Origin of the sequence: Kordia sp. (assembly GCF_050633145.1) — a bacterium.
GTDB lineage: Bacteria > Bacteroidota > Bacteroidia > Flavobacteriales > Flavobacteriaceae > Kordia.
This window is the reverse complement of the sequence record NZ_JBOEFY010000023.1, coordinates 45,347-66,096: the sequence shown is the minus strand read 5'-3', so window position 1 is coordinate 66,096 and position 20,750 is coordinate 45,347. Positions and strand designations below refer to the sequence as shown.

General features: G+C 32.9%; 19 protein-coding genes. 7 read left to right on the top strand and 12 right to left on the bottom strand.

Annotated features, from left to right (window positions below):
* Window positions 1-50 precede the first annotated feature (50 nt).
* Both ACRBBL_RS11655 and ACRBBL_RS11650 read left to right on the top strand, forming a co-directional pair.
* Window positions 51-1,823: a DUF4157 domain-containing protein gene (locus tag ACRBBL_RS11655; protein ID WP_431369229.1), complete on the top strand. Its 1,773-nt coding sequence runs from the start codon at window positions 51-53 to the stop codon at window positions 1,821-1,823.
* Window positions 1,824-1,906: 83 nt separating this feature from the next.
* On the top strand, window positions 1,907-2,743 hold the full coding sequence (locus ACRBBL_RS11650; RefSeq protein WP_431369228.1) for a DMT family transporter: 837 nt from the start codon (window positions 1,907-1,909) through the stop codon (window positions 2,741-2,743).
* Here ACRBBL_RS11650 and ACRBBL_RS11645 read toward each other — a convergent pair.
* The 3 genes from ACRBBL_RS11645 to ACRBBL_RS11635 form a co-directional block, all read right to left on the bottom strand.
* Window positions 2,736-3,386: a response regulator gene (locus tag ACRBBL_RS11645; RefSeq protein WP_431369227.1), complete on the bottom strand. Its 651-nt coding sequence runs from the start codon at window positions 3,384-3,386 to the stop codon at window positions 2,736-2,738. The two genes, ACRBBL_RS11650 and ACRBBL_RS11645, sit on opposite strands and share 8 nt — an antisense overlap.
* An 11-nt stretch (window positions 3,387-3,397) precedes the next feature.
* Window positions 3,398-5,317, bottom strand: a complete 1,920-nt coding sequence (locus tag ACRBBL_RS11640) for a tetratricopeptide repeat-containing sensor histidine kinase (RefSeq protein WP_431369226.1) — start codon at window positions 5,315-5,317, stop codon at window positions 3,398-3,400.
* Between the two features lie 159 nt (window positions 5,318-5,476).
* Window positions 5,477-5,659: a hypothetical protein gene (locus tag ACRBBL_RS11635; RefSeq protein ID WP_431369225.1), complete on the bottom strand. Its 183-nt coding sequence runs from the start codon at window positions 5,657-5,659 to the stop codon at window positions 5,477-5,479.
* A 371-nt stretch (window positions 5,660-6,030) separates the two neighbouring features.
* Between ACRBBL_RS11635 and ACRBBL_RS11630 the strand changes: the two genes are divergently transcribed.
* The gene (locus ACRBBL_RS11630) at window positions 6,031-6,981 is read left to right on the top strand and encodes a hypothetical protein (RefSeq protein ID WP_431369224.1); all 951 of its coding nucleotides are present in this window, start codon (window positions 6,031-6,033) and stop codon (window positions 6,979-6,981) included.
* 15 nt (window positions 6,982-6,996) lie between these two features.
* Here ACRBBL_RS11630 and ACRBBL_RS11625 read toward each other — a convergent pair whose 3' ends face one another.
* The 5 genes from ACRBBL_RS11625 to ACRBBL_RS11605 form a co-directional block, all read right to left on the bottom strand.
* Complete coding sequence (locus ACRBBL_RS11625) at window positions 6,997-7,806, bottom strand: endonuclease/exonuclease/phosphatase family protein (protein ID WP_431369223.1); 810 nt, start codon at window positions 7,804-7,806, stop codon at window positions 6,997-6,999.
* A gap of 201 nt (window positions 7,807-8,007) precedes the next feature.
* Window positions 8,008-8,583 (bottom strand): DUF2911 domain-containing protein, encoded by a 576-nt coding sequence (locus tag ACRBBL_RS11620; protein ID WP_431369222.1) that lies wholly within the window; start codon window positions 8,581-8,583, stop codon window positions 8,008-8,010.
* A gap of 2 nt (window positions 8,584-8,585) precedes the next feature.
* Complete coding sequence (locus tag ACRBBL_RS11615; RefSeq protein WP_431369221.1) at window positions 8,586-9,392, bottom strand: DUF6503 family protein; 807 nt, start codon at window positions 9,390-9,392, stop codon at window positions 8,586-8,588.
* Window positions 9,393-9,491: 99 nt separating this feature from the next.
* Window positions 9,492-10,091, bottom strand: a complete 600-nt coding sequence (locus tag ACRBBL_RS11610; RefSeq protein ID WP_431369220.1) for a methyltransferase — start codon at window positions 10,089-10,091, stop codon at window positions 9,492-9,494.
* A gap of 233 nt (window positions 10,092-10,324) precedes the next feature.
* Window positions 10,325-11,269 carry a hypothetical protein gene (locus tag ACRBBL_RS11605; RefSeq protein WP_431369219.1) on the bottom strand — a complete coding sequence of 315 codons (945 nt, stop codon included), beginning with the start codon at window positions 11,267-11,269 and terminating at the stop codon, window positions 10,325-10,327.
* Window positions 11,270-11,457: 188 nt separating this feature from the next.
* On the opposite strand from ACRBBL_RS11605, the gene ACRBBL_RS11600 reads away from it, so the two are divergent.
* From ACRBBL_RS11600 to ACRBBL_RS11585, 4 genes are read left to right on the top strand one after another with little or no spacing between them, the layout of a single operon-like run.
* Window positions 11,458-11,967 (top strand): RNA polymerase sigma factor, encoded by a 510-nt coding sequence (locus ACRBBL_RS11600; RefSeq protein WP_431369218.1) that lies wholly within the window; start codon window positions 11,458-11,460, stop codon window positions 11,965-11,967.
* Between the two features lie 51 nt (window positions 11,968-12,018).
* A complete protein-coding gene (locus ACRBBL_RS11595; protein WP_431369217.1) occupies window positions 12,019-12,927 on the top strand; it encodes a FecR family protein in 909 nt (302 codons plus the stop codon).
* Entirely contained in the window at window positions 12,928-15,282 is a 2,355-nt protein-coding gene (locus ACRBBL_RS11590; protein WP_431369216.1) for a TonB-dependent receptor plug domain-containing protein, read from the top strand.
* Between the two features lie 58 nt (window positions 15,283-15,340).
* On the top strand, window positions 15,341-16,006 hold the full coding sequence (locus tag ACRBBL_RS11585) for a class I SAM-dependent methyltransferase (protein ID WP_431369215.1): 666 nt from the start codon (window positions 15,341-15,343) through the stop codon (window positions 16,004-16,006).
* A gap of 317 nt (window positions 16,007-16,323) precedes the next feature.
* On the opposite strand, the gene ACRBBL_RS11580 is transcribed toward ACRBBL_RS11585, so the two are convergent.
* The 4 genes from ACRBBL_RS11580 to ACRBBL_RS11565 form a co-directional block, all read right to left on the bottom strand.
* Window positions 16,324-17,493, bottom strand: coding sequence for a glycosyltransferase family 2 protein (locus ACRBBL_RS11580; protein ID WP_431369214.1), 1,170 nt, complete (start codon window positions 17,491-17,493; stop codon window positions 16,324-16,326).
* A complete protein-coding gene (locus ACRBBL_RS11575) occupies window positions 17,483-18,766 on the bottom strand; it encodes a hypothetical protein (RefSeq protein ID WP_431369213.1) in 1,284 nt (427 codons plus the stop codon). Before ACRBBL_RS11575 ends, ACRBBL_RS11580 begins: the two co-directional genes overlap by 11 nt.
* Before the next feature lie 114 nt (window positions 18,767-18,880).
* Window positions 18,881-19,360 (bottom strand): DinB family protein, encoded by a 480-nt coding sequence (locus ACRBBL_RS11570; RefSeq protein WP_431369212.1) that lies wholly within the window; start codon window positions 19,358-19,360, stop codon window positions 18,881-18,883.
* Between the two features lie 81 nt (window positions 19,361-19,441).
* Entirely contained in the window at window positions 19,442-20,533 is a 1,092-nt protein-coding gene (locus ACRBBL_RS11565; protein ID WP_431369211.1) for an SGNH/GDSL hydrolase family protein, read from the bottom strand.
* Window positions 20,534-20,750: the final 217 nt, after the last annotated feature.

The following is a 20,750-nucleotide window of genomic DNA, read 5'->3' as shown; positions in this document are numbered from 1 at the left end:
AAGATAGCCATACAAGGTAAAGTTTACCATTCCAATATCATAAATGCAAAATGGAACATCAACTTATCAATAGAACCAAAGAAAAAGTACAGCAAACTGCCGCTTCACATTTGAATATTCATTCAGATCAAAAAGGTCGTTTTTCTTTAGAAGATAATCGCGCTTCTTCTGTCGTTCAGCAAAAGCAAGTTGATAAAATACAAGGAACTACCATCCAAAAAAAGAAAAATAATACAGGATTACCAGATAATTTAAAATCAGGAATGGAAAATATGTCTGGTCATTCTTTAGATGATGTAAAAGTGCATTACAATTCGTCAAAACCAGCTCAACTCAATGCACATGCATACGCGCAAGGAACTAATATTCATTTGGCTTCTGGACAAGAAAAACATTTAGCACACGAAGCTTGGCATGTGGTACAGCAAAAACAAGGACGTGTACAACTTACAAAAACAATCGCTGGCGCAAAAATTAATGATAATGTTGGTTTGGAAAAAGAAGCTGATGTGATGGGCGCAAAAGCGTTGCAACGAAAGGAAATTGTTGAAAAAAAGTTCGATTTAACTAAAGCGACTCAAGTAAACACTTCGCAATTTAAAATAGCGGCTCCAACTTCAGGAAAAATAATACAGCGATTACAAAAACATGCTATTAAATTTATTGAAGCTAATAATTTAGGAATTGAGTCTTCTTCTGTAGCAGTAAGCACTTATATTAACAATACCAAAAACCCTAAACATTTACGATTAGGTTTATTACGTGCATGGAATATAAAACAAAAAGGAATGCATTTCATTCATACTCCTGCTGACTTACATCCAAAAAGCACAAAGTTTTCTCCAATGGAAGATTTGAGCGGTTGGAACTCTGATGATGAAGATGACGTAGATATGACAACTGTTATTGGCAACAAAGAGAAAAGTAAAATTGATTTACACCGTACAGATCCGACTAAAAATAAAACGGGTGTCTCTGAACTTAGTATGTTTGATGCCATTCGTATGGGACGCCAAGCAAATAAACGTGATGATTATAGTAATTTACCATTTTCTATTAATCTTGGAGGGAAACATCGTATAGAATACGATAATCCTGGGACCAAGGATATTTATGCTACTCCTCTTCATAGAACAGGCAAAAAAGATGGGAAAACGTTTAAACGTTCAGGAACTAGTTCTGATTATAATTGGGATAATTTGAGTAAAAATCTTGATCGTAGGAACTATAAAAATCCAAGAAGAGTACAAAAACGTATGCTTCGATTTTTATTGAGAAAAGGAATAAAAATAGATCTTGATCAACATATCGCAGAAGCAATTGCTGCTATGGGTTCTGACTTAATGAAAGGTAGTAGAGGTGGTCGCCATTATCTAAAGAAAGCTTATAGAAAAGTAAAAAGAAGAAAGAAGCCTTATACCTTTTCACGTCTTTTTTCTGGTACGAAACCAATTTATAAACCTGCAGCTGAAGGAGGAAGATCTTTGGTTACCAATAAAAATGAAGAGCTTAAAATAGAACATGATGCTAATTTATTACTCAATGTAAATAATTGTTTGATTAATGCCATTTCGCTAGCTGCACATGGAGCAATGCCCAATTTAGGGCAACTGATGAATATTAGAGAACAAATTGGAAGTTATGGCGATATGCTATTTGCTGCGCCGCGAATTATAACAATTATTAGGAATGTACTAAATATACAAAATCCAATCACGGTAGTATACGGAGATAGACCAAATGAAAACTTTGCGGGACATGGAAACCTACTAACCATATACCACGTTAATGGAAATCATTTTACCAATATAAAACCCAAATAAAAATCGTGTAATTTCCAGAATATTAAACATGACTACATTCATAAATGTCTTATTTTTGTGACCTCTAAAAAATCGCAAAATTTATGCTCAAAAAAGCCATTCAATTTATGATAATCAGCGCCATTGGCTTTGCTTTTTTGAATGCAATTGTAAAGTATTTGAGTGATTTTAATGCCTATCAAATTGTGTTTTTTCGATCTATTGGAACGTTATTTTTTACGATTCCATTACTTCTAAAATATAATATTTCCATGCTTGGGAATAAAAAAACATTGTTAGTACTTCGCGGAGTTTTAGGTGTTACGTCTATGTCATTATTTTTTATGTCTATCAAATATTTACCTATCGGATCGGCAGTTTCATTGCGTTACATCTCTCCTATTTTTGCAGCGGTTTTTGCAGTGTTCATTCTAAAAGAAAAAATAAAACCCATACAATGGCTCTTTTTCCTCATTGCATTTGGTGGTGTCGTTGTTTTAAAAGGATTTGATACACAAATTGATACAACCGGACTTCTGTTAGTGCTGGCTTCTGCATTTTTTAGCGGTTTGGTGTTCATTATTATTCGTAAAATTGGTTCGCACGACCATCCGATTGTCGTCGTTAATTATTTTATGATGATTGCACTAATAGCTGGCGGTATTTTATGTATTCCGTATTGGAAAACACCTGTTGGTTGGCAATGGGCATTATTGTTAAGTCTTGGTGTTTTTGGGTATATTGGACAGCTTTATATGACGAAAGCCTTACAACTTGCCGAAACCAACAAAGCTGCTCCATTAAAGTATATTGAAGTTATTTTTACCATGCTCATTGGACTGAGTTGGTTTCACGAATCGTACACACTTTGGAGTTTGCTTGGTATTGTTCTAATTGTCATCGGATTGACTTTGAATACGTATGTGAAGGCAGCTAAATAAGTCCTAAGTCTTTAATGATTGATACTAAATGTGTCGTGTTTTTGGCTCTAAAAACGATCTTCAATGCATTCAAGCGTTTTTCTACCGAACTTGTACTGGTAAACATAATTTTACTAATGTCTTTTTGAATGTGTCCGTTAGATAAATGAATTAGAATTTCAATATCAAAATCGTTCAGTTCTGTGATGTCTTTTTTTGTTAAAGCTGGTCGTGCATCAGGCGATAAATATGTATTTCCTTTGTAGACTTCTTCGATGCAAATGAGCAGTTCGTCCAAACCATTTCTTCCTTTGCACACATATCCGTTTAGTCCAACTGTTCGGATCAATTTTTTTATTTTGGAAAAGCGTTTTTCTATAGAATAAATAATAATTTTAGTGTCAGCGTCCGTTTCTCTAATTTTCATAGCGAGTTCATCTCCTGAACGTAATTTTTGTTCTCTATAGTCGCTTTCAAAAGACAAATCGGTAATCAACAACTCATAAGGTTCTTCATCCAAAATTGCTTTTTTATACTTTAAATACGCATCATCACAATATTGGACTAGTTCTAATGTTTCAATTTCTAAATTTTCATTTAAGAAGGAAATAATACCTTCATTGATTCCTTTTAAATCTTCGGCTACTAATATTTTTTTAAACATATACAGATGTATTACACAGGAAAAACCATGCTCAATTTCAATCCTTTTCTAGACTCTGAATCAAAATTAAGCGTTCCCTCTGCACTCTGTATACGGTTTTCCATATTTAATAAATCTCGCTTTGAAGCTTTGATAAACGGAAGTCCAATTCCATTATCGGAATAATGTATACTTAGCTTCTTATCTTTGCTAGAAAATGTAAGCACAACTACCGTAGCTTTGCTATGCTTTTTCATGTTTACCATAAGTTCTTGCAATACTCTATATACTACTATTTTTATGTATGTTTCAGTCTTTTCCCAGTTTGGTTGCTCAATATCTTTTATAATAATTGCGGTTTCGTCTGTATTGTAATCTCCTATCATTTCGCGCAGTCCATCCGTATAATGATCTCCTGTATCAATACTATCATGTTCATGCGAAATATTTCGCGTTCGCACGTAAATATCTTCTACTTGATTTATCACTTTACTCGTTAATCCTGCTTTGTTTTTTAATACTTTTTGCAAAACTACCATCACATTATATACATCATTTGCAAGCTCATCGTGAACCTTTTTTGAAATGCGTGTTTCGGTATTATATACTTCCAAAATCTTTTCGCGTTTGTGCTTTTGATATAAGAAGTACACAATAAAAGCAGCAATAATAACGACTAACATTGCAAGTACTCCGTTAATTATTTTTTGAGTTTCTTGTCTTTCGTTTTCACGATCTTTTTGATCGTTTTCTTTTTTAAGTCCAATATTATCATATTTCGTCTGCGCAAATCTACTCTGCACTTTTAGATTGACTTCTCGCAAGCTATCTTGTAGAAAAATATGTCGATTTCTAAGTTTTACATTTTTAGGTTGAGCCATCATCATAAAATCTAAAACATCTAACTCAGCTTCGGGCATTGGAATTTTTTTAGAAAGTGCAATTGCCTTTTCTCCGTAAGCCAACACTTGCACTGCATCCTTATCTGTATAATATTCTGCTAAATGCGTGTAACTTGCTACCAAGCCTAAATCGTCATTTTGAGCATTTCTTAATTTTACAGCATCTAATAAATCTTCTAAAACATCTGAATCACTATTTTTTAACCATTTTGTATATGCCAGATTATCTTTAACACGAGCTTTTTCTTTTAAGTTTTTAGATTGAATTAAGGGATTTTTTAAAACCTCAGTCAACAATTTTATGGAAGCATCATATTCTCCCATATCAGTAAAAAGTATTGCTAGGTTATTCTTATACGTTAATCTATCAATATCATTTTTTGTAGTTGAAATAGCCTTTTTATAGTTTATAATTGCTTCTTCATACCGCAGCAATTCACGTTGGTTTTTAGCAAGTACACTATATAAACTTGCTATATTATCTTTATTGTTCGAATTTTCAAGATAAGACAAGGCTTCTACAGCAGTGCCTTCACTTCCGTTGTAATCATTTCTGTTTTTTTGAATGATTGCCATATTCTGAAGACATTCGCCCACACCAATACTATCTTTACTTTTTAAATATAAATTTTTGGCTTCATTATAATTACTAAATGCATTTCCTAAGTTTTTTTTCAGTTCATTTTGGTATGCTTTAAGTCTATAGTACTCTGCTTGGTATTTTGTATTATTGAGCTCTTTTGCTACTTTCAGTAAATGTGAATTTGCTTTTTCAAAATCGGCATGTTTCCCTTTTGTTGCATACTCTAAAGCTTTTAGGTATAGTATGTACATTGACTGTTTGGTACTTACATCGTGCTTCACAAATAAGTCATATACCACATTTAAATATTGCTCTTTTTTATCCTTATCAATATCTTCTCGAATACTTTCTTGGTAATAGAAATTGATCGAATCTTTTACGGAAACCAATTCTTTAGATTGATTTGTTTGTTGGGTACAGGAAATACAAAAAGAAATAAGCAGTAGAAATAAAACATGTGTATACATGTTAAAACGGTAGTTGCAATACATGAATCTTATTTATTAGAAAAAATCACATTAAATATAAGAAACTATTTACACAACAAGCAATTCATTATGGACTATTCTTGTAAAATGAAATCACCTGAAAATTTCTCTTCAGGTGATTGACTAGTTTTATATGGATTAACCTCCAACGTTTGGTGGTGGCGGTGGCGGTGGCGGAGTTGGTGGTGCTGGTACATCTCCATCATCTCCTCCTGTTCCTTGCAATTCTATATTTTCCTCTTCTGCTAACGCTTCGGGCGTACACGAAACTGTGTACAAACTCAAAAATACGATAGCTGCAATTATGGACATTTTTTTCATAATCCTCGTATTAAATTTTGAATATTGAATGGCCAGTCCAAGACATATGTATTGGATGAATTATCACTCTGATAAGGCCATTGAAATACGCGGTGTATTTCGCTTGGGTGAGAAGAGGAAAGTTGTAAATACAGAAGTTTCAAGCGTACTTCTCATTACTATTCACTAACTGTTTTTATGGCTTTCCGTAACAATAAATTTTGCGCATTTATTATGTTGCAATCACAATAAGTTATTTATTGTTTGAAGTAAATGTATAGTGTAATTAAACCCTGATTATCAAGTAATTCCGAAGATTCCGAAAATACTTTTGGAATTACGAAAATCCCGAAAGGATTCCGAAGAATTCCGAAAAAAAATGATTGTATGTAATGAGAACGATTAAGACTTACAGTGAAGAAATTTTAAAGAAATACGAAGAAAAAGGAGTTTTACTAGAACCAACACGTACAGATATTAAAGACAAATGTATTGTTCGCTTCTTGGAAGGAAGTCATGTAAAAGATGAAGAGTTTTTACGGCTTTTTTTTAAAGTAAATCGCGAAGAAGATTTGTTGAAAATAATTGAAAGTACAGATCCCGAAAAGTTCAGAACTGTTCAAAATTTTTTGCTTAGAAATACAGGTTCAACAAGTAGAAAAAATTTAAACCTGATTGCTTGGCTTATCGATTTTCAACCAAGACCTTATGCTCTGTATCGAATGCAGGAAATTCAATCTAAAAAAGAAGAAAAAGGAAATACTGCAGGAGATTTAGAAACTACTACTATTGACAAACCACTGACTTCTACAAAAGAAAATGCTCCCAAAGTTGATGAGTTCAACTCAGAAGTAACTATATATTCAAAAAAAAGATATTGGATTGCAGTGAGTTTTATGATCTTTTGTATGTTTTTATTTTATGGAGTATATAATTTTACCCCTCAAAAGAAAACAGCCAACGAAGAAAATTTTCAGAAAGAAGCACACATGACAGATACGCGTCAACAATGCATGGCGTGGAATGGAGAAACATACGAAATAACCGATTGCACCTACAGCGCGCACCCACAATACAGAACCAAAGTGATTGTATATGATTCGTTTATTCAAAAGAATTTAAAAAAGGTAGAAGTCTCCATCAAAACCCATTTTTTTGCAGCAGATACTGAAACACCACTAATTTGGTATTACAAAATTCGTCTAAATACGTACGAGTATTTTACTGCCAAAGCTGTACATCCTATTTATGGTGATTCGCTCAAAAAAATTACAAAGTATCATATTGAAAACCATATTCCAAAATATAAAAATGAAGAAAAGTCGTTTTTAAAAGAAGATTAAAAATACAATCGCTACTTAAAAAGTAAACTGCAATTCTACAGGCAAATGATCAGAAATATAACGGGAAGTTTTTAAGTTTTCGCAAGCCTTTACAAAGTCGATAACTTGCTGAGAAACGGCATTGATTTTTGCTGAAAAGAAGATATTATCTACCGAACAACTTAAATATGAATTTTGTTCGCAGTTTCGTTTGAGCGTTGTTTTTTCAATTAAATGTGTTGGTTTAAATCCTGCTTGTTTAAAATTATCAAAAACAACTTCATCTTGAGATAAGTTGAAATCGCCTGCCAAAATAAATTTAGAATCTTTGTAGTTTTCTTGTACATAATCAAGCACATATTTTATTTCTTCACGCGGATCTTTTAAATAAGATTTTGCATGGTAATTCATCACAAAGAAAGAAGTGTCATCTACATAAAATTGAACAATAAAAGGTTCTCTATCAACATTTTCATCTAATTCTTTTACAAGAGTGCCTTCCTTTCCTCTTTTAATTTTAATATGCTCGTTTTTCCAAATAATAGCGTACCGTTCTGTCATATATTCTGAGCTATTTGTTTTATCGCTCAACAAATAATCCCAACTTTCACCTTTAGACTCTAACACCTTCTTAAGTCTTGCTACAGCTTGCCTTCCGCCATAACCTGTTACCACTTCCTGAATAGCAATAATATCGGCATGCTTCACAATTTCTGCAATCGCATTCATTTCTTTAGCATTCTTTGTTTTTCCAAAATATTGAATATTCCAGGTCACAATAGTCAGTTTTCTTTTTTGAGCAATCGCAACTGTAGTACATAACAAAAAAAGGGTAAGGTAGCGCATATCGTTTTAGTTTTATATAGCGAAATTAATCGCCATACACACATTCCTTATTACGGAATTCCATACATATTTTTAGGTGTTGTAGGAAAACAAAAAAGCACCTACGCAAATGCGCAAGTGCTTTTAAATTCAATTAAAAAATCTAAACTAAAAATTGAATAATTGCTTTCTTTATTGTGGGTTTACACCTAAAAAAATAGTTTACTTTAATGTAATTGGAAACTCTGCAACAGTGGTATCCCAACCTATTTTTAAATGTGCAACATTTTTACTTTTTTCATATAATACAATTGATAATTGCTCAATTTCTTTATCACTTTTTTGTGTTGGAACAGTAATACTTGCTACATCTTTAGAAGCGTCGTATGAATAATTTCCCCATCCATCATTTTCCGAATTGATTTTTAATGTCCATGAATCTTTCGTTGGAATAATAATTACTGAATAACGTCCTGCCTTTACTTTTGTGTTTCCAACCATTACGTCTGTCATAAATAAGATTTCAGTAGATTCGTTAGCACCAACTCTCCAGGCTTTTCCAAACTTTAATAAGTTTCCAAAAACTTCTCTTCCTTTTTTATAAGGTCGTCCATAAACTACTCTAATTTTTGGTGTCAATGATTTCTTCTGAGCATCTGTTTTTGCAAATGCTCTTTTTGGTGCATTTGTTGGAAAATGTGCAATGTCTGTTGGACTTTTATCTGCTTTTGGGAAATCTTGTGCATTTACGGTACTTACTGCCGCAAAAAATGCGAACAACATGATAATTTTTTTCATGATTACTTTTTTAAATTGATTACTTTCTCTGTTTCTATTCTTGATAGTTCTTTTAAACTTCCTTTTTCGTATAAAGCTGGCAAATCCTTTAATGGTGTACCAACTTCCGCTTTGTAATTGATGTAATCTTGAAACGTAATTCCATCTATTACACGTGTATTGTATGCGCTTCTAAAACGAACGCCGCCGCCATTTACTTGATAATTATACGCTAAGTAGTCTATTTTTTTTGTGCTTTGATTGATCCAATAATGGTATTGATCGTCATGATCTTCTCCGCCGCCTTCTTCGTTAAAAGTCACTTGTAACACATCGTATTTTTGACCTTTAATTGTAGTTTCTTCTACGAACTTTTTATTTACAGCTGCATCATTTAATTTGTGTGGTAATGTGGCAAAATAAATCACTGAGTTTACTGAACCTATGGCTCCGTTTTTTTTCTTTTCAGAAAGTGTTACAGGCTTTTTGTTTACTTGGCGTGAAAATGCTCCGTTTTCTAAAATGTCTTCTGTGGTATTACCGTCTTTTGTGCCTTTTACAGTATAGGTGTAGTTTTTCCCATTATTTTTAAAACTGTATTCTTTGTTACGAAAAACAAATTGGTAATTCGCCTGATCGTACAAATCGCCACCATGTGCTTTCATGGTTTCTTGTAAAATTTTTGTGGCTTTATCTACTTTTTTTGGAGTTTCTGTTTGTGTTGTTTCTGCAGCTGTTTTTGTAGCTTTTTCAGCTGATTTTTCTTTGGTTTCGCATGCCATCAAACTAAAAAATAGTGTGATAAGCAAAAATGCTTGGGTCGTTTTCATGAAAACTGTATAGATAGTTAAAGTTTGTTTGTAAGCTATTCTTATTGAGTTGGTGAATTTGTCGAATAAATTACAAGTCCTTTCTATTTTTAACAGAATTTAACTTTTCACAAAAATTCCAAAAAGTTCGTTGCCTGCACGTGGCGTGATAGAGTTGTGTGCTTTCTCCAATGTTTTCACTTTAAAATACGATTCAAAATAACTAAGATATTCTTCTTTACTTCCACCGAAAGGGCGTTTTTCCAAATCTCCCGTAAGGGGAAAATCAAACCATAAACCGACTAACTTTCCGTTCGGTTTTAATAATTCAGAAATGTGTTTTGCATATTTTTTGCGTGTTTCGGGCAATGGAGGAAATGAACAGAAGAAGGTTTGTTCAAAAATTAAATCGTATGTGTCTTTATGTGTAAAAAAGTCATCACACACTAAATTTTCAGCAGGAAACTCAGGATTTCGTTGTTGGAATTCTTGCAGCGGAATTTCAGAAATATCTAAAATATATACATTCGTAAAGCCTTGTTGTAGTAAATATTCGGCTTCGTAGGCATTTCCTGCACCAGGAATTAAAATCTTAAGGTTTTTATTTTCTAACTGATCAATATATTCCTTTAAAGGTGTTGATGGCGCACCAATGTCCCAACCTGTACGTTCGTCTTTGTAACGTTGTGACCAATATTCTTTTGTAGAAGTAGAATTCATAGCAATCGTTTTGATTGTAAAGTAACACTTTTTTAGATGTAGTTTGTTTTTTTGTTGTTTGTCAATTTGTTTTGCTTACACTTTATCAAATTTCTAGCAAGTAAGTTTCATCAAAAAAAGAACCCTTGCTTCTTTCGAAACAAGGGTTTTCAAGTGAGTAATTAAAAAGCTGTACGTTGGCTTAAAAACGTATAGCTGTTAATTTCCTAACCATACCAACCTAACTATTATTATTAATTACAAGCGTCAAACGCTGCAATTAATTCATCTTCACTATTTATAGTTGCTTGCGTTCCATCTTCGTACTCAATATTCATTGGGAACGTAATTGTAAAGAACGTGTCGTTTCCTAATCCGTCTAAATATGTGATAAACTCATCATCATCATTTACTGTAGTAACGTTTCCAGCATCATCGATTAATGTAAGTGGGAATACAATTTCAAAGCAGTTTGTTCCACAGTCATCACATGGCTCAATATCATAACAATCGTTGTATAAAGCATCAAAGTCTTCATCACCATTTATTGTTACAACACCACTTTCTGTAGTTACTGAAATTGGATATACAAATCCTACAGCTCCTTCAACAGTAAATAATTCATACTCGTCATTTACAACAACTGTAGTTCCATCTATAGTTTCAACACTTAATGGAAAGTTGAATTCAAAGCACTCGTTTCCAAAAGGATCACCAGGTTCTCCACCTCCAGAGTTTCCGCCACCGCCAGGGTTTCCACCACCAGCTGTTCCGTCTTCAAAGCAATCTTCTAACAACTCAATGAAACCTAATTCGTCATTGATAGTTATTACTTCACCATCAGCAGTAGTTACATCTACAGGAAATGCTAACATATACCCTGCATTGAAAAAGTTTTCTGCTTCTGCTTGACTGTTTACTGTACCTGTAGTGTTACCATTTGTTACTGTATAAGGAAAGTTCAATGTAAAACAGTTTTCAATGATGTCATTATTATCATCATTGTTTAAAAACATGGTCTCTGCCTGATTGGTAGTAGTTGCAGTACGAGCATATGTTGTTAAGCTTGACTTAAGTGCTATTTTTGTTTCACTAGTACTTTGTGTGTCTTCTGGGATTACATCAGTATTGTCATTACTACAAGAAAAAGTAAAAACAGCTAATGCAAGAATCAATGAGAATTTCAGAAATTTTTTCATAGATATTTAGTTTTGATTTGTTTGTTTTTGTGTTTACGAATTATAGACAACTGGACATACTTTCACCCTACCTTTGTCAAAATAAATTTTAAAATAATTATTTAAATAGTTGATATTTAATAAATTAATAGTTGATATTTTTTGCATACTTTTGAATCAACCAATTTCAAACATCAATAGTTCTCATCTTGAAGCCCGAAAAATCAGTCTGTGAGTCCAAAAATTTTGATGCGCTTTTTAAGCAGCATTCAAGAACCTTGCGCAACTATATTTATTATAAATCTGGCGATGCTGAGTTGGCTGAAGATTTGGTTCAAGAAGCCTATATTAAACTTTGGAATAACTGTAAAAAGATTCCTTTCGATAATGCATTATTCTTTTTAAAAAGAGTTGCCAACAATGCTTTTTTAAATGTTGTAAAGCACAAAAAAGTTGTATTGCAACACAAGCAAATTAAAAAATCAGAAGTCGATGTAGAAAGTCCTGAGTTTTTATTAGAAGAGAAAGAGTTTTTACAAAAGTTAGAAAACGCTATTGCTCGTTTGTCAGAGAAACAGCGTGAAGTGTTTTTATTAAATAGAATTGATAAGAAGACATATGGTGAAATTGCAGTATTTTTAGATATTTCAAAGAAAGCCGTAGAGAAACGCATGCACAATGCATTAAAAGTGCTCAGAAAAGAAATTGGTGATATATAAAAAAGGTAGGGTAAGCAACTTTTGAGTTGTCTGTAATATAAGTGAGTAGTCATGAATAGTGAAGAAAATAACGAAATTGATTTAGCAAAATGGCTTAGTGGAGAATTATCTCCAGCTGAGAAGCATGCTTTTGAACAAACTGAAGCTTATAAAACCTATGCTAAAATCATCAACGCAACAGAGAAACTAAATGATCCTGCGTATGATGATGAAGCTGTGTTGGCTAAAATCAAAGAAAAAATTGCAACGAAACCTAAAGTACGAAAACTCAATTTCCGCTATGCGTATGCAGCTGCGGCAGTTTTGGTTGTTTTATTCGGATTGTACTTTTTCTTGAAAAATGCAACTATTACTTATCAAGCAGATTTTGGAAAACAACTCGCCATCAACCTTCCCGATGGTTCTAAAATCATGTTAAATGCAAAATCAACGTTATATTACGATGAGGACACTTGGAATAAAGAACGCACACTTCATTTAGACGGTGAAGCATATTTTAAAGTCACTAAAGGTTCACCTTTTACAGTGATAACAAATGAAGGAACAGTTGCCGTTTTAGGAACTGAATTTAATGTAGATACTAACCAAAATTTCTTTGAAGTGAAGTGTTTTTCTGGAAAAGTAAACGTGATAAATTCTGAAAAAATCGCACATATTCTAACAAAAGGAAAAGCTGTTAGAACGTATAATACATCTCTAACCAACTGGACGTTCAATACTACGGAGGAAACTTGGATGTCTGGTTTGAGTTCGTTTACCGAAATGCCACTATTGGAAGTAATTGACGCGCTAGAAAATCAATATCAAATCACCATAAAAAACAAAGAAAATTTCACTCAAGAACGCTTTACAGGTCGTTTTGTAAATAACAATCTCGATGTGGCGCTAAAAACAGTTTTTGAAGCCATGGATATTGATTACAAATTGAATACGAACATTGTGACACTTTCTAAAAAGTAGATGAAACGAACATATCTGGTATATCTTTTACTTGTTTGTTTTTACGCTGTTCATTCACAAGAGCAAGCAATTTCTTATAAAAATACGCCGCTAAAAACGGTTCTGGTTGCAGTTGAAAAACACTTTGAAGTGAGCATTTCTTATGACTCAAAAATTGTACTAGGAAAAATAGTTACATTGAAAAAAATGCCCGCTACACTTACAGAAACTTTTGCTATCATTTCACAACAAACAAAGTTAGTTTTTCAGAAGATTACCGCAACATCATACATTCTAAAAAGAAAGAAAGCTAAAAAAAATAGTGCACGTACTATTGATTTGGATGAAGTTTTAATTTCCGAATATTTGACCACAGGGTTTTCTAAAAATATTGATGGCGCCATTGAAGCAATACCGAAAGATTTTCAAACGCTTCCTGGCTTTGTAGAACCTGATGTTTTGCAGAGTGTACAATTAATTCCTGGCATTCAAAGTCCCGATGAAACCTCTACAGGATTGAATATTCGCGGTGGAACACCTGACCAAAATTTGATTCTTTGGGACGGAATTAAAATGTATCAATACGATCATTTTTTTGGAATGATTTCTTCCTTTAATCCGTATTTAATTGAGAATGTAAAGATTTATAAAAATGCTGCTTCTGCACGGTATGGAAATCATATATCAGGCGTTATTGATATTGAATCGCATTCCAAAATTCCGAAGAAAACCATCGTCGGGTTGGGCGCAAATATGATTTATGTAGATGCATTTGTACAACAACCTATCGGCAAAAAAGTAGCTGTCATTGCTTCCATGCGTCGTTCGTATTCGGATGCGTTTGAAACCGTTACTTTTGATGAGTTTTCAGAACAAATTTTTCAAAACACTAAAATTACAGACAATACAGGAACGTTCAGCGATGTGCTTTCGCAAACGAATAATAGCTTTTATTTTATTGATTTTACAGCAAAGGTCATTGCCGATCTTTCTAAAAATAGTCAGTTGAGTATCAGTTCAATTGTTTCTAAAAACGAACTTGATTTTGTGTCGCAGTTCGATGAAATTAATCAACGTACAGATGATGATTTATCCATTAATAATGTTGGAGTTGGCATTTCATGGAAACAAACTTGGGATACAAATTTGACGACAGAATTCAACTTAACGACTTCCCAGTATGATTTTGACTATTTGGGTGAAGAATTATTGTCAAGTTTGTTCGATTACGAAAACATCAAAGAAAATAGTATCTCTGAAATTGGTGTACATACGCAAGCTACATATACTTTAAATAAAGAAAATCGTTTCATTGGCGGTTACGAATTGGTTGCAAACAAGTTAGATTATAAAATTGGAAGGCAATCGGATGTGGTTTTTGATCCAGATTTTTTGGTGACTTCTGAAAATTCTAAAAATACCATTCATGCTATTTTTGGCGAACATCATTGGAAAAAGAATGATTGGACCATTTTTACAGGTATTCGCGGAAGTTATGCTACCGAACTCAACGATTTCTTTTTTGAGCCAAGAATTCATATTTCTAAAAAGTTGAACGAACAATTTACTGCTACATTTTCTGCGGAACGTCAACATCAATTTATCAGTCAGATTATAGAGTTTGAAACGCAAAGTTTTGGATTGGAAAATCAGGTTTGGGTTGCCGCAGATGATACTTCAATTCCTGTTTTACGCAGTGAACAAATGAGTTTGGGCGGAAATTTTCAGTATGATTCTTGGAGTGTTGATGCAGAAGCGTATTATAAAAAAATAAACAACTTAACATCGCTAACACGTGGTTTCGATATTGAAATCACGGGACTTTCTATTGGTAAAAGTACCATTACAGGTTTGGATGTTTTGGTAAAAAAACGCTTCTATAATTTTACAAGTTTAGTGAGTTATGCATTGACGCGAAACGAGTTTCAGTTTGACAATTTGAACAATACCAATCCGTTTGAAGGAAATTTTGATATTCGTCATTATCTGTCCTTTGTACAATCAGCAAAGTTTGGAAATTTGGAATTATCATTAGGTTGGCGTTATCGAACTTCGCGTCCATATACATTGGCTACAGGTTTAGCAGGCGACAATGCAGACAACATCACCATTCAATATAGTGATAGAAATGGCGAACGTTTGAGTCCGTATCATCGATTGGATTTCTCTGCGAAGTATGAACTCAAGCCTTTTAAAAATAATGATTTAAAAGCTTCTTTTGGAGTTTCTTTGTTGAATGTTTACAATCAGAAGAACATTTTAAACAGAAACTACAGAGTTATTTTAAACACTCAAAATGCCGAATTCCAATTGCGTACTATTGATAAGATCTCACTCGGAAGAACGCCGAATTTTATGGTGCGATTGGAGTTTTGATTTTTAAATAGTATTCATGTTATATTACCTATCTTTACTGCTCATTTCAAAATAATACATGAGTTCTCCGTTAGCAAAAGACAAAAAAAGTTTCTTTGATAAGCTCTTAATCAAGTTGCATCGAAATGCTTCACATAGCAATCGAATTGAGATTTTGAGCGCGCTTTTTATAAAGGAAATTCACGATTTAGTTATTGATAAAGAAAATTCTATTCGTTTGTTAGATATTGGTTGCGGCGATATGACGATTACGAATATGTTGGCTGAGAAAGGAACGAATATTTCTTGTACAGGCGTTGATATTTATCCAAACACCAAAAACTGGGAAAATTATTCTGAATTTGATGGAAAAACACTTCCTTTTGCTGATAAATCATACCATATAGTTTTGTTCAGCGATGTATTGCATCATGATGCAGAAAATACGAATCGACTACTTCAAGAAGCCAAACGTGTGGCCGATTTTATCATTATTAAAGATCATTTTGAATATAGCTTTTTCTCAAGAACATTGCTGCAATTAGCAGATATTGTTGGGAATTATGGTTACGGAGTTTCGATTCCGAAACGGTATTTTTCAAAAAAACGATTTCAGGCTATTTTAGATACAGAAGAACTTCAAGAAATTAAATCTATCTGTCCTATTTATTTATACAATCATCTTCCGTTAGTGAAGTATATTTTTAAAGGAAAGTATCAGTTTGTGAGTGTTATTAAGACTTGATATTTTCAATTTTTAACAAAAAACGCCAAATCGAACTCAGGTTAACTTGAATCCTACTTCTTTTAGTGTTTTTATACTCTATTTATCTTTAGTATATCAAATTACGATTTTAGTAACGCTCATTTTTTCTTGATAAAAAACGAACCAAAAAATCAAGTCTGAGTATAGGAAATTGCTAAGCACCATTCACTATCTAAGCTTCATGCTTGAAGCTACGCTTCGCAATTTCGCTTGCTAGTTCATTATTTCTGAACACAGACAATAAACTTCAAAGTAAATTAGTATAAATAGATTAAATATTTTTTATCAAATAACATTTACTTCTTTTGATTTGAAGTAATATTTTGCTTCAATCCTAAAATACTAAAGAAAAAACTAAAGAGAATAATTTGTAATCCTAACATAATAGTAAATACCGCAGGAACAATTGTGCGCAGTGTTTCCGCAGGTTTTAAATCACTAAAACTCGTGGCTTTCCAATCTAAAAACCCTGAAATACTAAGATAGATTCCTAAGGCAAAAGTCAAGAAACCAACAATGAGTCCTTTTTCAAGTGTAAAGATTTTAAAGAGTTTGCTATAGCGATCACTTTTGGGCAGCAATCCGTTTTCGACAGCAAATATTTTGGTTAAACCATAAAACATGAGAAATTGAAACCCGACAATAACAGCGCCTGCCGTATATAATAGTGTGTGTACATCAAAGATGATTCCGTTGAAATTGATTGGTTTTATGATTAATAAAGTAGATAAAACTGTTCCGACAATAATCAACAAAAATGCTGGATATAAAAACAGCCATCTCGGACTGTATAGTAGTAAGAAACGTAAGTGTCGCCAACCATCGCGCCAAGTGTTTAAATGTGGCGGACGCGAACGTCCATCAGGATGCAATATGGTCGGAACCTCAGCAAATGTGAGTCCGTTGAGTTTAGATTTTACAATCATTTCTGAAGCAAATTCCATTCCCGTTGTATTCAAATTCATTTTGTGAAATGCTTCTTTGGAAAATCCGCGCAATCCACAATGAAAATCACCAATTTTGATATTGAAAAAGAGTCTTCCAATAAACGACAACACAGGATTCCCTAAATATTTATGCAAAAACGGCATGGCTCCTTTTTTAACGCCACCTTTGAAACGATTCCCCATCACCAAGTCATATCCTTCGCGTAATTTTTCCACAAATAATTCCAACTTAGAAAAGTCATAACTATCATCAGCATCGCCCATGATCACATAGGTTCCCTTTGCGGCTTTAATTCCACCTTTGAGTGCGTTTCCATATCCTTTTTCGGCTACAGGAACTACACGTGCGTTTAATCGTTCAGCAATGGCTTGCGAACCATCTGTACTTCCATTATCTGCAATAACGACTTCTCCGTGTACATCGTGTTTTTCAAAAAATGCTTGTGCTTTTTTGATACAGATTTCCAATGTCTCTGCTTCATTGAGACAAGGCATCACTATTGATAATTCAGGATTCATACAGTTTTTTGTTAAGCGAATTCAATAATACAAAAATAGTGAGGAATAATACCCAATCATTGTAAAAAGTAAAACGAATTACTGCGTGCATTCCAATGGCAACAATAAGTACATTTCCGATAAGAAGTAACGAAGTAAGTCCCAATATTTTGTATTCTGTTTGATCGCGTTTTAGTAAAGCTACCAAACTATATAAGGCAATTAAAAAGTATAATAGCACATATTTGATGCCGCCAAAACCATGAATTGCATTTTGAATGTACAATCGTTTCCATTTAGAAAAATTATCCCAAATTAACGGTTTTACCATACATCTTGTCATTTTATCCAATTCGATAAAACGTTCTATTTTGGTAAGCGAATCATTCAATACTTCCTTCCCATTATTAAAAATAGGTCCCATGGTAATGTCTGCAAACTTCCCAATGTAAAACTGTGTAGGCGAGTGAAATGTAGTCAAATCCAAATTATTGATATTCATGTTTTCTTCCATCAAATGATAGTGTGTTTTTTGAAAGAATTCTTTTTCTAAAGGAGACTCAAAAAGTGTTTTATCTTCAGCATCTGACACAAAAAAAGCAGCCGTAATCATGTTCATTCCTGTCCAAGGTGTACTTACAAAATGACCGTGTACTACTTTGTGATAGGTTCTATCTGCCAAAGAAGCAATCAGCGGAAGCGTTATAAATAATACAATAATTAGTGCGTGTTTTTTGAATGATTTTTGCTGATAGCTGATCCAGAAAATCATCAATAAGGCTAATGGAATTAGGTATATAAATTGATATCGTGTGATGAGTAATAATCCTAAAATTGGAAGTGTATAGTAGAGTTCTTTTACTTGTTTTGAGATGAAGAACGAAATGAATTTTGCTACTAGAATTAAGTATAAGGAATACGAAATGGATTCCGTGAGAATGTTGTTGGCTATTTTTAAACCTGAAATGAATGGTAAGAGCAATACAAATGCAAAACAAACGCTAAAAAACTCATTTAATACTTGGTTTGATCGTAATTTATGAATGAAATAATATACGCTAAAACAACCCAATAAGATTTGAAAAATAACAATTCCTATTTCGTAATTATCTCCAAAAATGGTTTGTATGAGTTGTAAAAACAATGGATATCCAGGCGTACGAATGATGTGCATGTTTAAATATCCTATAGAATCTGGAAACATTTCGACTGGATTTCGAAGTACAATAACAAAGGTAATCAGGAATAAAATTCCGATTGCAATGTTACTTTTTTGTTGAATCCACTTCACCATTTTCGTTTTGGTAAAAGTATCTATATTTTTTTAGATATTTATTTTAAATGTGTTTTCTGTGTAAATTATGAAGTTAGTGTCTTTGGGTTTATACCAAAACCTTTTACAATTTCGCTATTTTACATGTCCGATTCCAAACCCCAAATCTTCAATTTTATACAAATGGTTATGATCGTGCATTAATAAATGTCTTAGCATTATGTATGGCGTGTACGTTTTATATTCTGGATGAACAGCCAACTTATTCCAGTCTTTTGAATTGAATGTTTTTGCTAATTCAATCGTTTTTTGTCGAATTTCAAAAAAATCAGCAATCGTCTTTTCCAAGTCCAATTTTATAAAGAAATCTTCATCAAAACTATCTCCAGATAATGGCTCAAAAATCGGTTTTTCTTTATTCTTAAAGTCTTCAAGCCTTTTTTGAAATCCATAAATGTCACCAACTCCAATATGAGTTGCATGTTCATGAATTGACCATTTTCCTTGTATAATTTTCTTTTTATATAATTCAGGATCAATTTCAGTAATGAGTTCTTCTAGCAATCTAGGAGTTTCATTTAAAGCATTTAATATTGTTTCAATTTTTTGGTTCATTTCCAATGAGTAATGAGATGTTTGTACATAAATTAAAGCGAATTTAATAAATGAAAACGGATCAAAAGGAAGATTTGCATGCTATTTTACAAAGCCAAGTTCATTCAGTTTTTGATAGATTTTTGCACCCAATTTTTTAGCACCAGTTGGTGTGTTGTGGTAATAATCATAAAAATCTATCGCGTTCCACTCTTCGTCATTTGTAAGATCAATGATATGTTTTAACCCAGCAACTTCTTTCATAGCTGCATTTAGTTTGTTGAGCAGTTTTAAATACCCAATGCCATTGTAACCATATGTATCTTCTAGATATTTGGTAGCGCCTGTGCCATACACAACTCCATTTCTAATTCTGTAATGTAATGTTGGTTGTGTGATAAAAATCGGCGTTGCATTGATACTTTTTGAGTACGCAATTAACTTTTGGATGCGTGCTTTGAATGCTTTTAGATTTTTTTCATCGTAGATTTCTAGCAGTTTTTCACTTACATACTCATTTTTGGTGTAGGATACTCTTGAAAAATCAATTTTGCGATGTCCAACTTCAAATTTAGTCGCTTTTTGCATGCCTTTTAGCTTTCGATATACATTGTATAATACCGATTTGTCTTTGAGTTGACTCATGAATCCACCACTATTTTCCAATTCTTGAATGTCATCGTATTTGGAATCGCTATTGACTCTGTAAAAATCATTGATTCCGACATAGAATAGGATAATTTCTGGTTGGAGTTTTTCAATTTTAGGAAACCAAATTTCGGTACTTTTCAAATGCCCATAAGTAGATTGCCCGTCGACACCAGCGTTGGAAACGTAGATTTCTTTCCCGTTGTCACGATATGTTTTTTCTAAGATTTCTTGCCATGTTTGGGAATCGTCTAAGTAACGTTGATCGGTCGTGCTTCCACCAACCGTGAGTATATTTATTTTTTCTGGTTGATTGTAGGTTGAAACACCACGCAAACCATATTTGTCTCTTGTATACGTAACTGTTGGAGTATCGGTGTTGTATAGATGACTTACGTCGAATTCGAATTTGGCATCTTTGATGATTCCTAAGTTACTCAACTGATTGCTATTACTAAACCAACCGCCGAAGCAGAGTTCAATAAGCAAAATTCCAATCAAGAGAATGGAAATGTTGATGAGTATGAGTTTTAGTTTTTTTGGCATGAAAGCATCTACAATTAAAAAAACTAAAATAAAGTTTATTAATTAAATATATGCGTTCTCTGTATATTAAGATTATTTATTTGATTCAAAAAAACTTCTAATGCTATCTATAGTTTTTCGTTTTTAGTGTTCATTTTCTTGATTGATGGTTTAAAGGTGAAACTAACTGTCTAAAAATGATATGACTTTTTACTTCCTTAAAAATTGTGATAAAAAA

Excerpts from the sequence above, each read along its gene's own strand:
- ACRBBL_RS11590 (WP_431369216.1), top strand. The coding sequence starts at position 12,928 with ATGAAACGAACATATCTGGTATATCTTTTACTTGTTTGTTTTTACGCT.
- ACRBBL_RS11650 (WP_431369228.1), top strand. The coding sequence starts at position 1,907 with ATGCTCAAAAAAGCCATTCAATTTATGATAATCAGCGCCATTGGCTTT.
- ACRBBL_RS11580 (WP_431369214.1), bottom strand. The coding sequence starts at position 17,493 with ATGAATCCTGAATTATCAATAGTGATGCCTTGTCTCAATGAAGCAGAG.
- ACRBBL_RS11635 (WP_431369225.1), bottom strand. The coding sequence starts at position 5,659 with ATGAAAAAAATGTCCATAATTGCAGCTATCGTATTTTTGAGTTTGTAC.
- ACRBBL_RS11620 (WP_431369222.1), bottom strand. The coding sequence starts at position 8,583 with ATGAAAAAAATTATCATGTTGTTCGCATTTTTTGCGGCAGTAAGTACC.
- ACRBBL_RS11630 (WP_431369224.1), top strand. The coding sequence starts at position 6,031 with ATGAGAACGATTAAGACTTACAGTGAAGAAATTTTAAAGAAATACGAA.
- ACRBBL_RS11645 (WP_431369227.1), bottom strand. The coding sequence starts at position 3,386 with ATGTTTAAAAAAATATTAGTAGCCGAAGATTTAAAAGGAATCAATGAA.
- ACRBBL_RS11605 (WP_431369219.1), bottom strand. The coding sequence starts at position 11,269 with ATGAAAAAATTTCTGAAATTCTCATTGATTCTTGCATTAGCTGTTTTT.
- ACRBBL_RS11585 (WP_431369215.1), top strand. The coding sequence starts at position 15,341 with ATGAGTTCTCCGTTAGCAAAAGACAAAAAAAGTTTCTTTGATAAGCTC.
- ACRBBL_RS11655 (WP_431369229.1), top strand. The coding sequence starts at position 51 with ATGGAACATCAACTTATCAATAGAACCAAAGAAAAAGTACAGCAAACT.
- ACRBBL_RS11615 (WP_431369221.1), bottom strand. The coding sequence starts at position 9,392 with ATGAAAACGACCCAAGCATTTTTGCTTATCACACTATTTTTTAGTTTG.
- ACRBBL_RS11570 (WP_431369212.1), bottom strand. The coding sequence starts at position 19,360 with ATGAACCAAAAAATTGAAACAATATTAAATGCTTTAAATGAAACTCCT.
- ACRBBL_RS11625 (WP_431369223.1), bottom strand. The coding sequence starts at position 7,806 with ATGCGCTACCTTACCCTTTTTTTGTTATGTACTACAGTTGCGATTGCT.
- ACRBBL_RS11575 (WP_431369213.1), bottom strand. The coding sequence starts at position 18,766 with ATGGTGAAGTGGATTCAACAAAAAAGTAACATTGCAATCGGAATTTTA.
- ACRBBL_RS11595 (WP_431369217.1), top strand. The coding sequence starts at position 12,019 with ATGAATAGTGAAGAAAATAACGAAATTGATTTAGCAAAATGGCTTAGT.
- ACRBBL_RS11640 (WP_431369226.1), bottom strand. The coding sequence starts at position 5,317 with ATGTATACACATGTTTTATTTCTACTGCTTATTTCTTTTTGTATTTCC.
- ACRBBL_RS11610 (WP_431369220.1), bottom strand. The coding sequence starts at position 10,091 with ATGAATTCTACTTCTACAAAAGAATATTGGTCACAACGTTACAAAGAC.
- ACRBBL_RS11565 (WP_431369211.1), bottom strand. The coding sequence starts at position 20,533 with ATGCCAAAAAAACTAAAACTCATACTCATCAACATTTCCATTCTCTTG.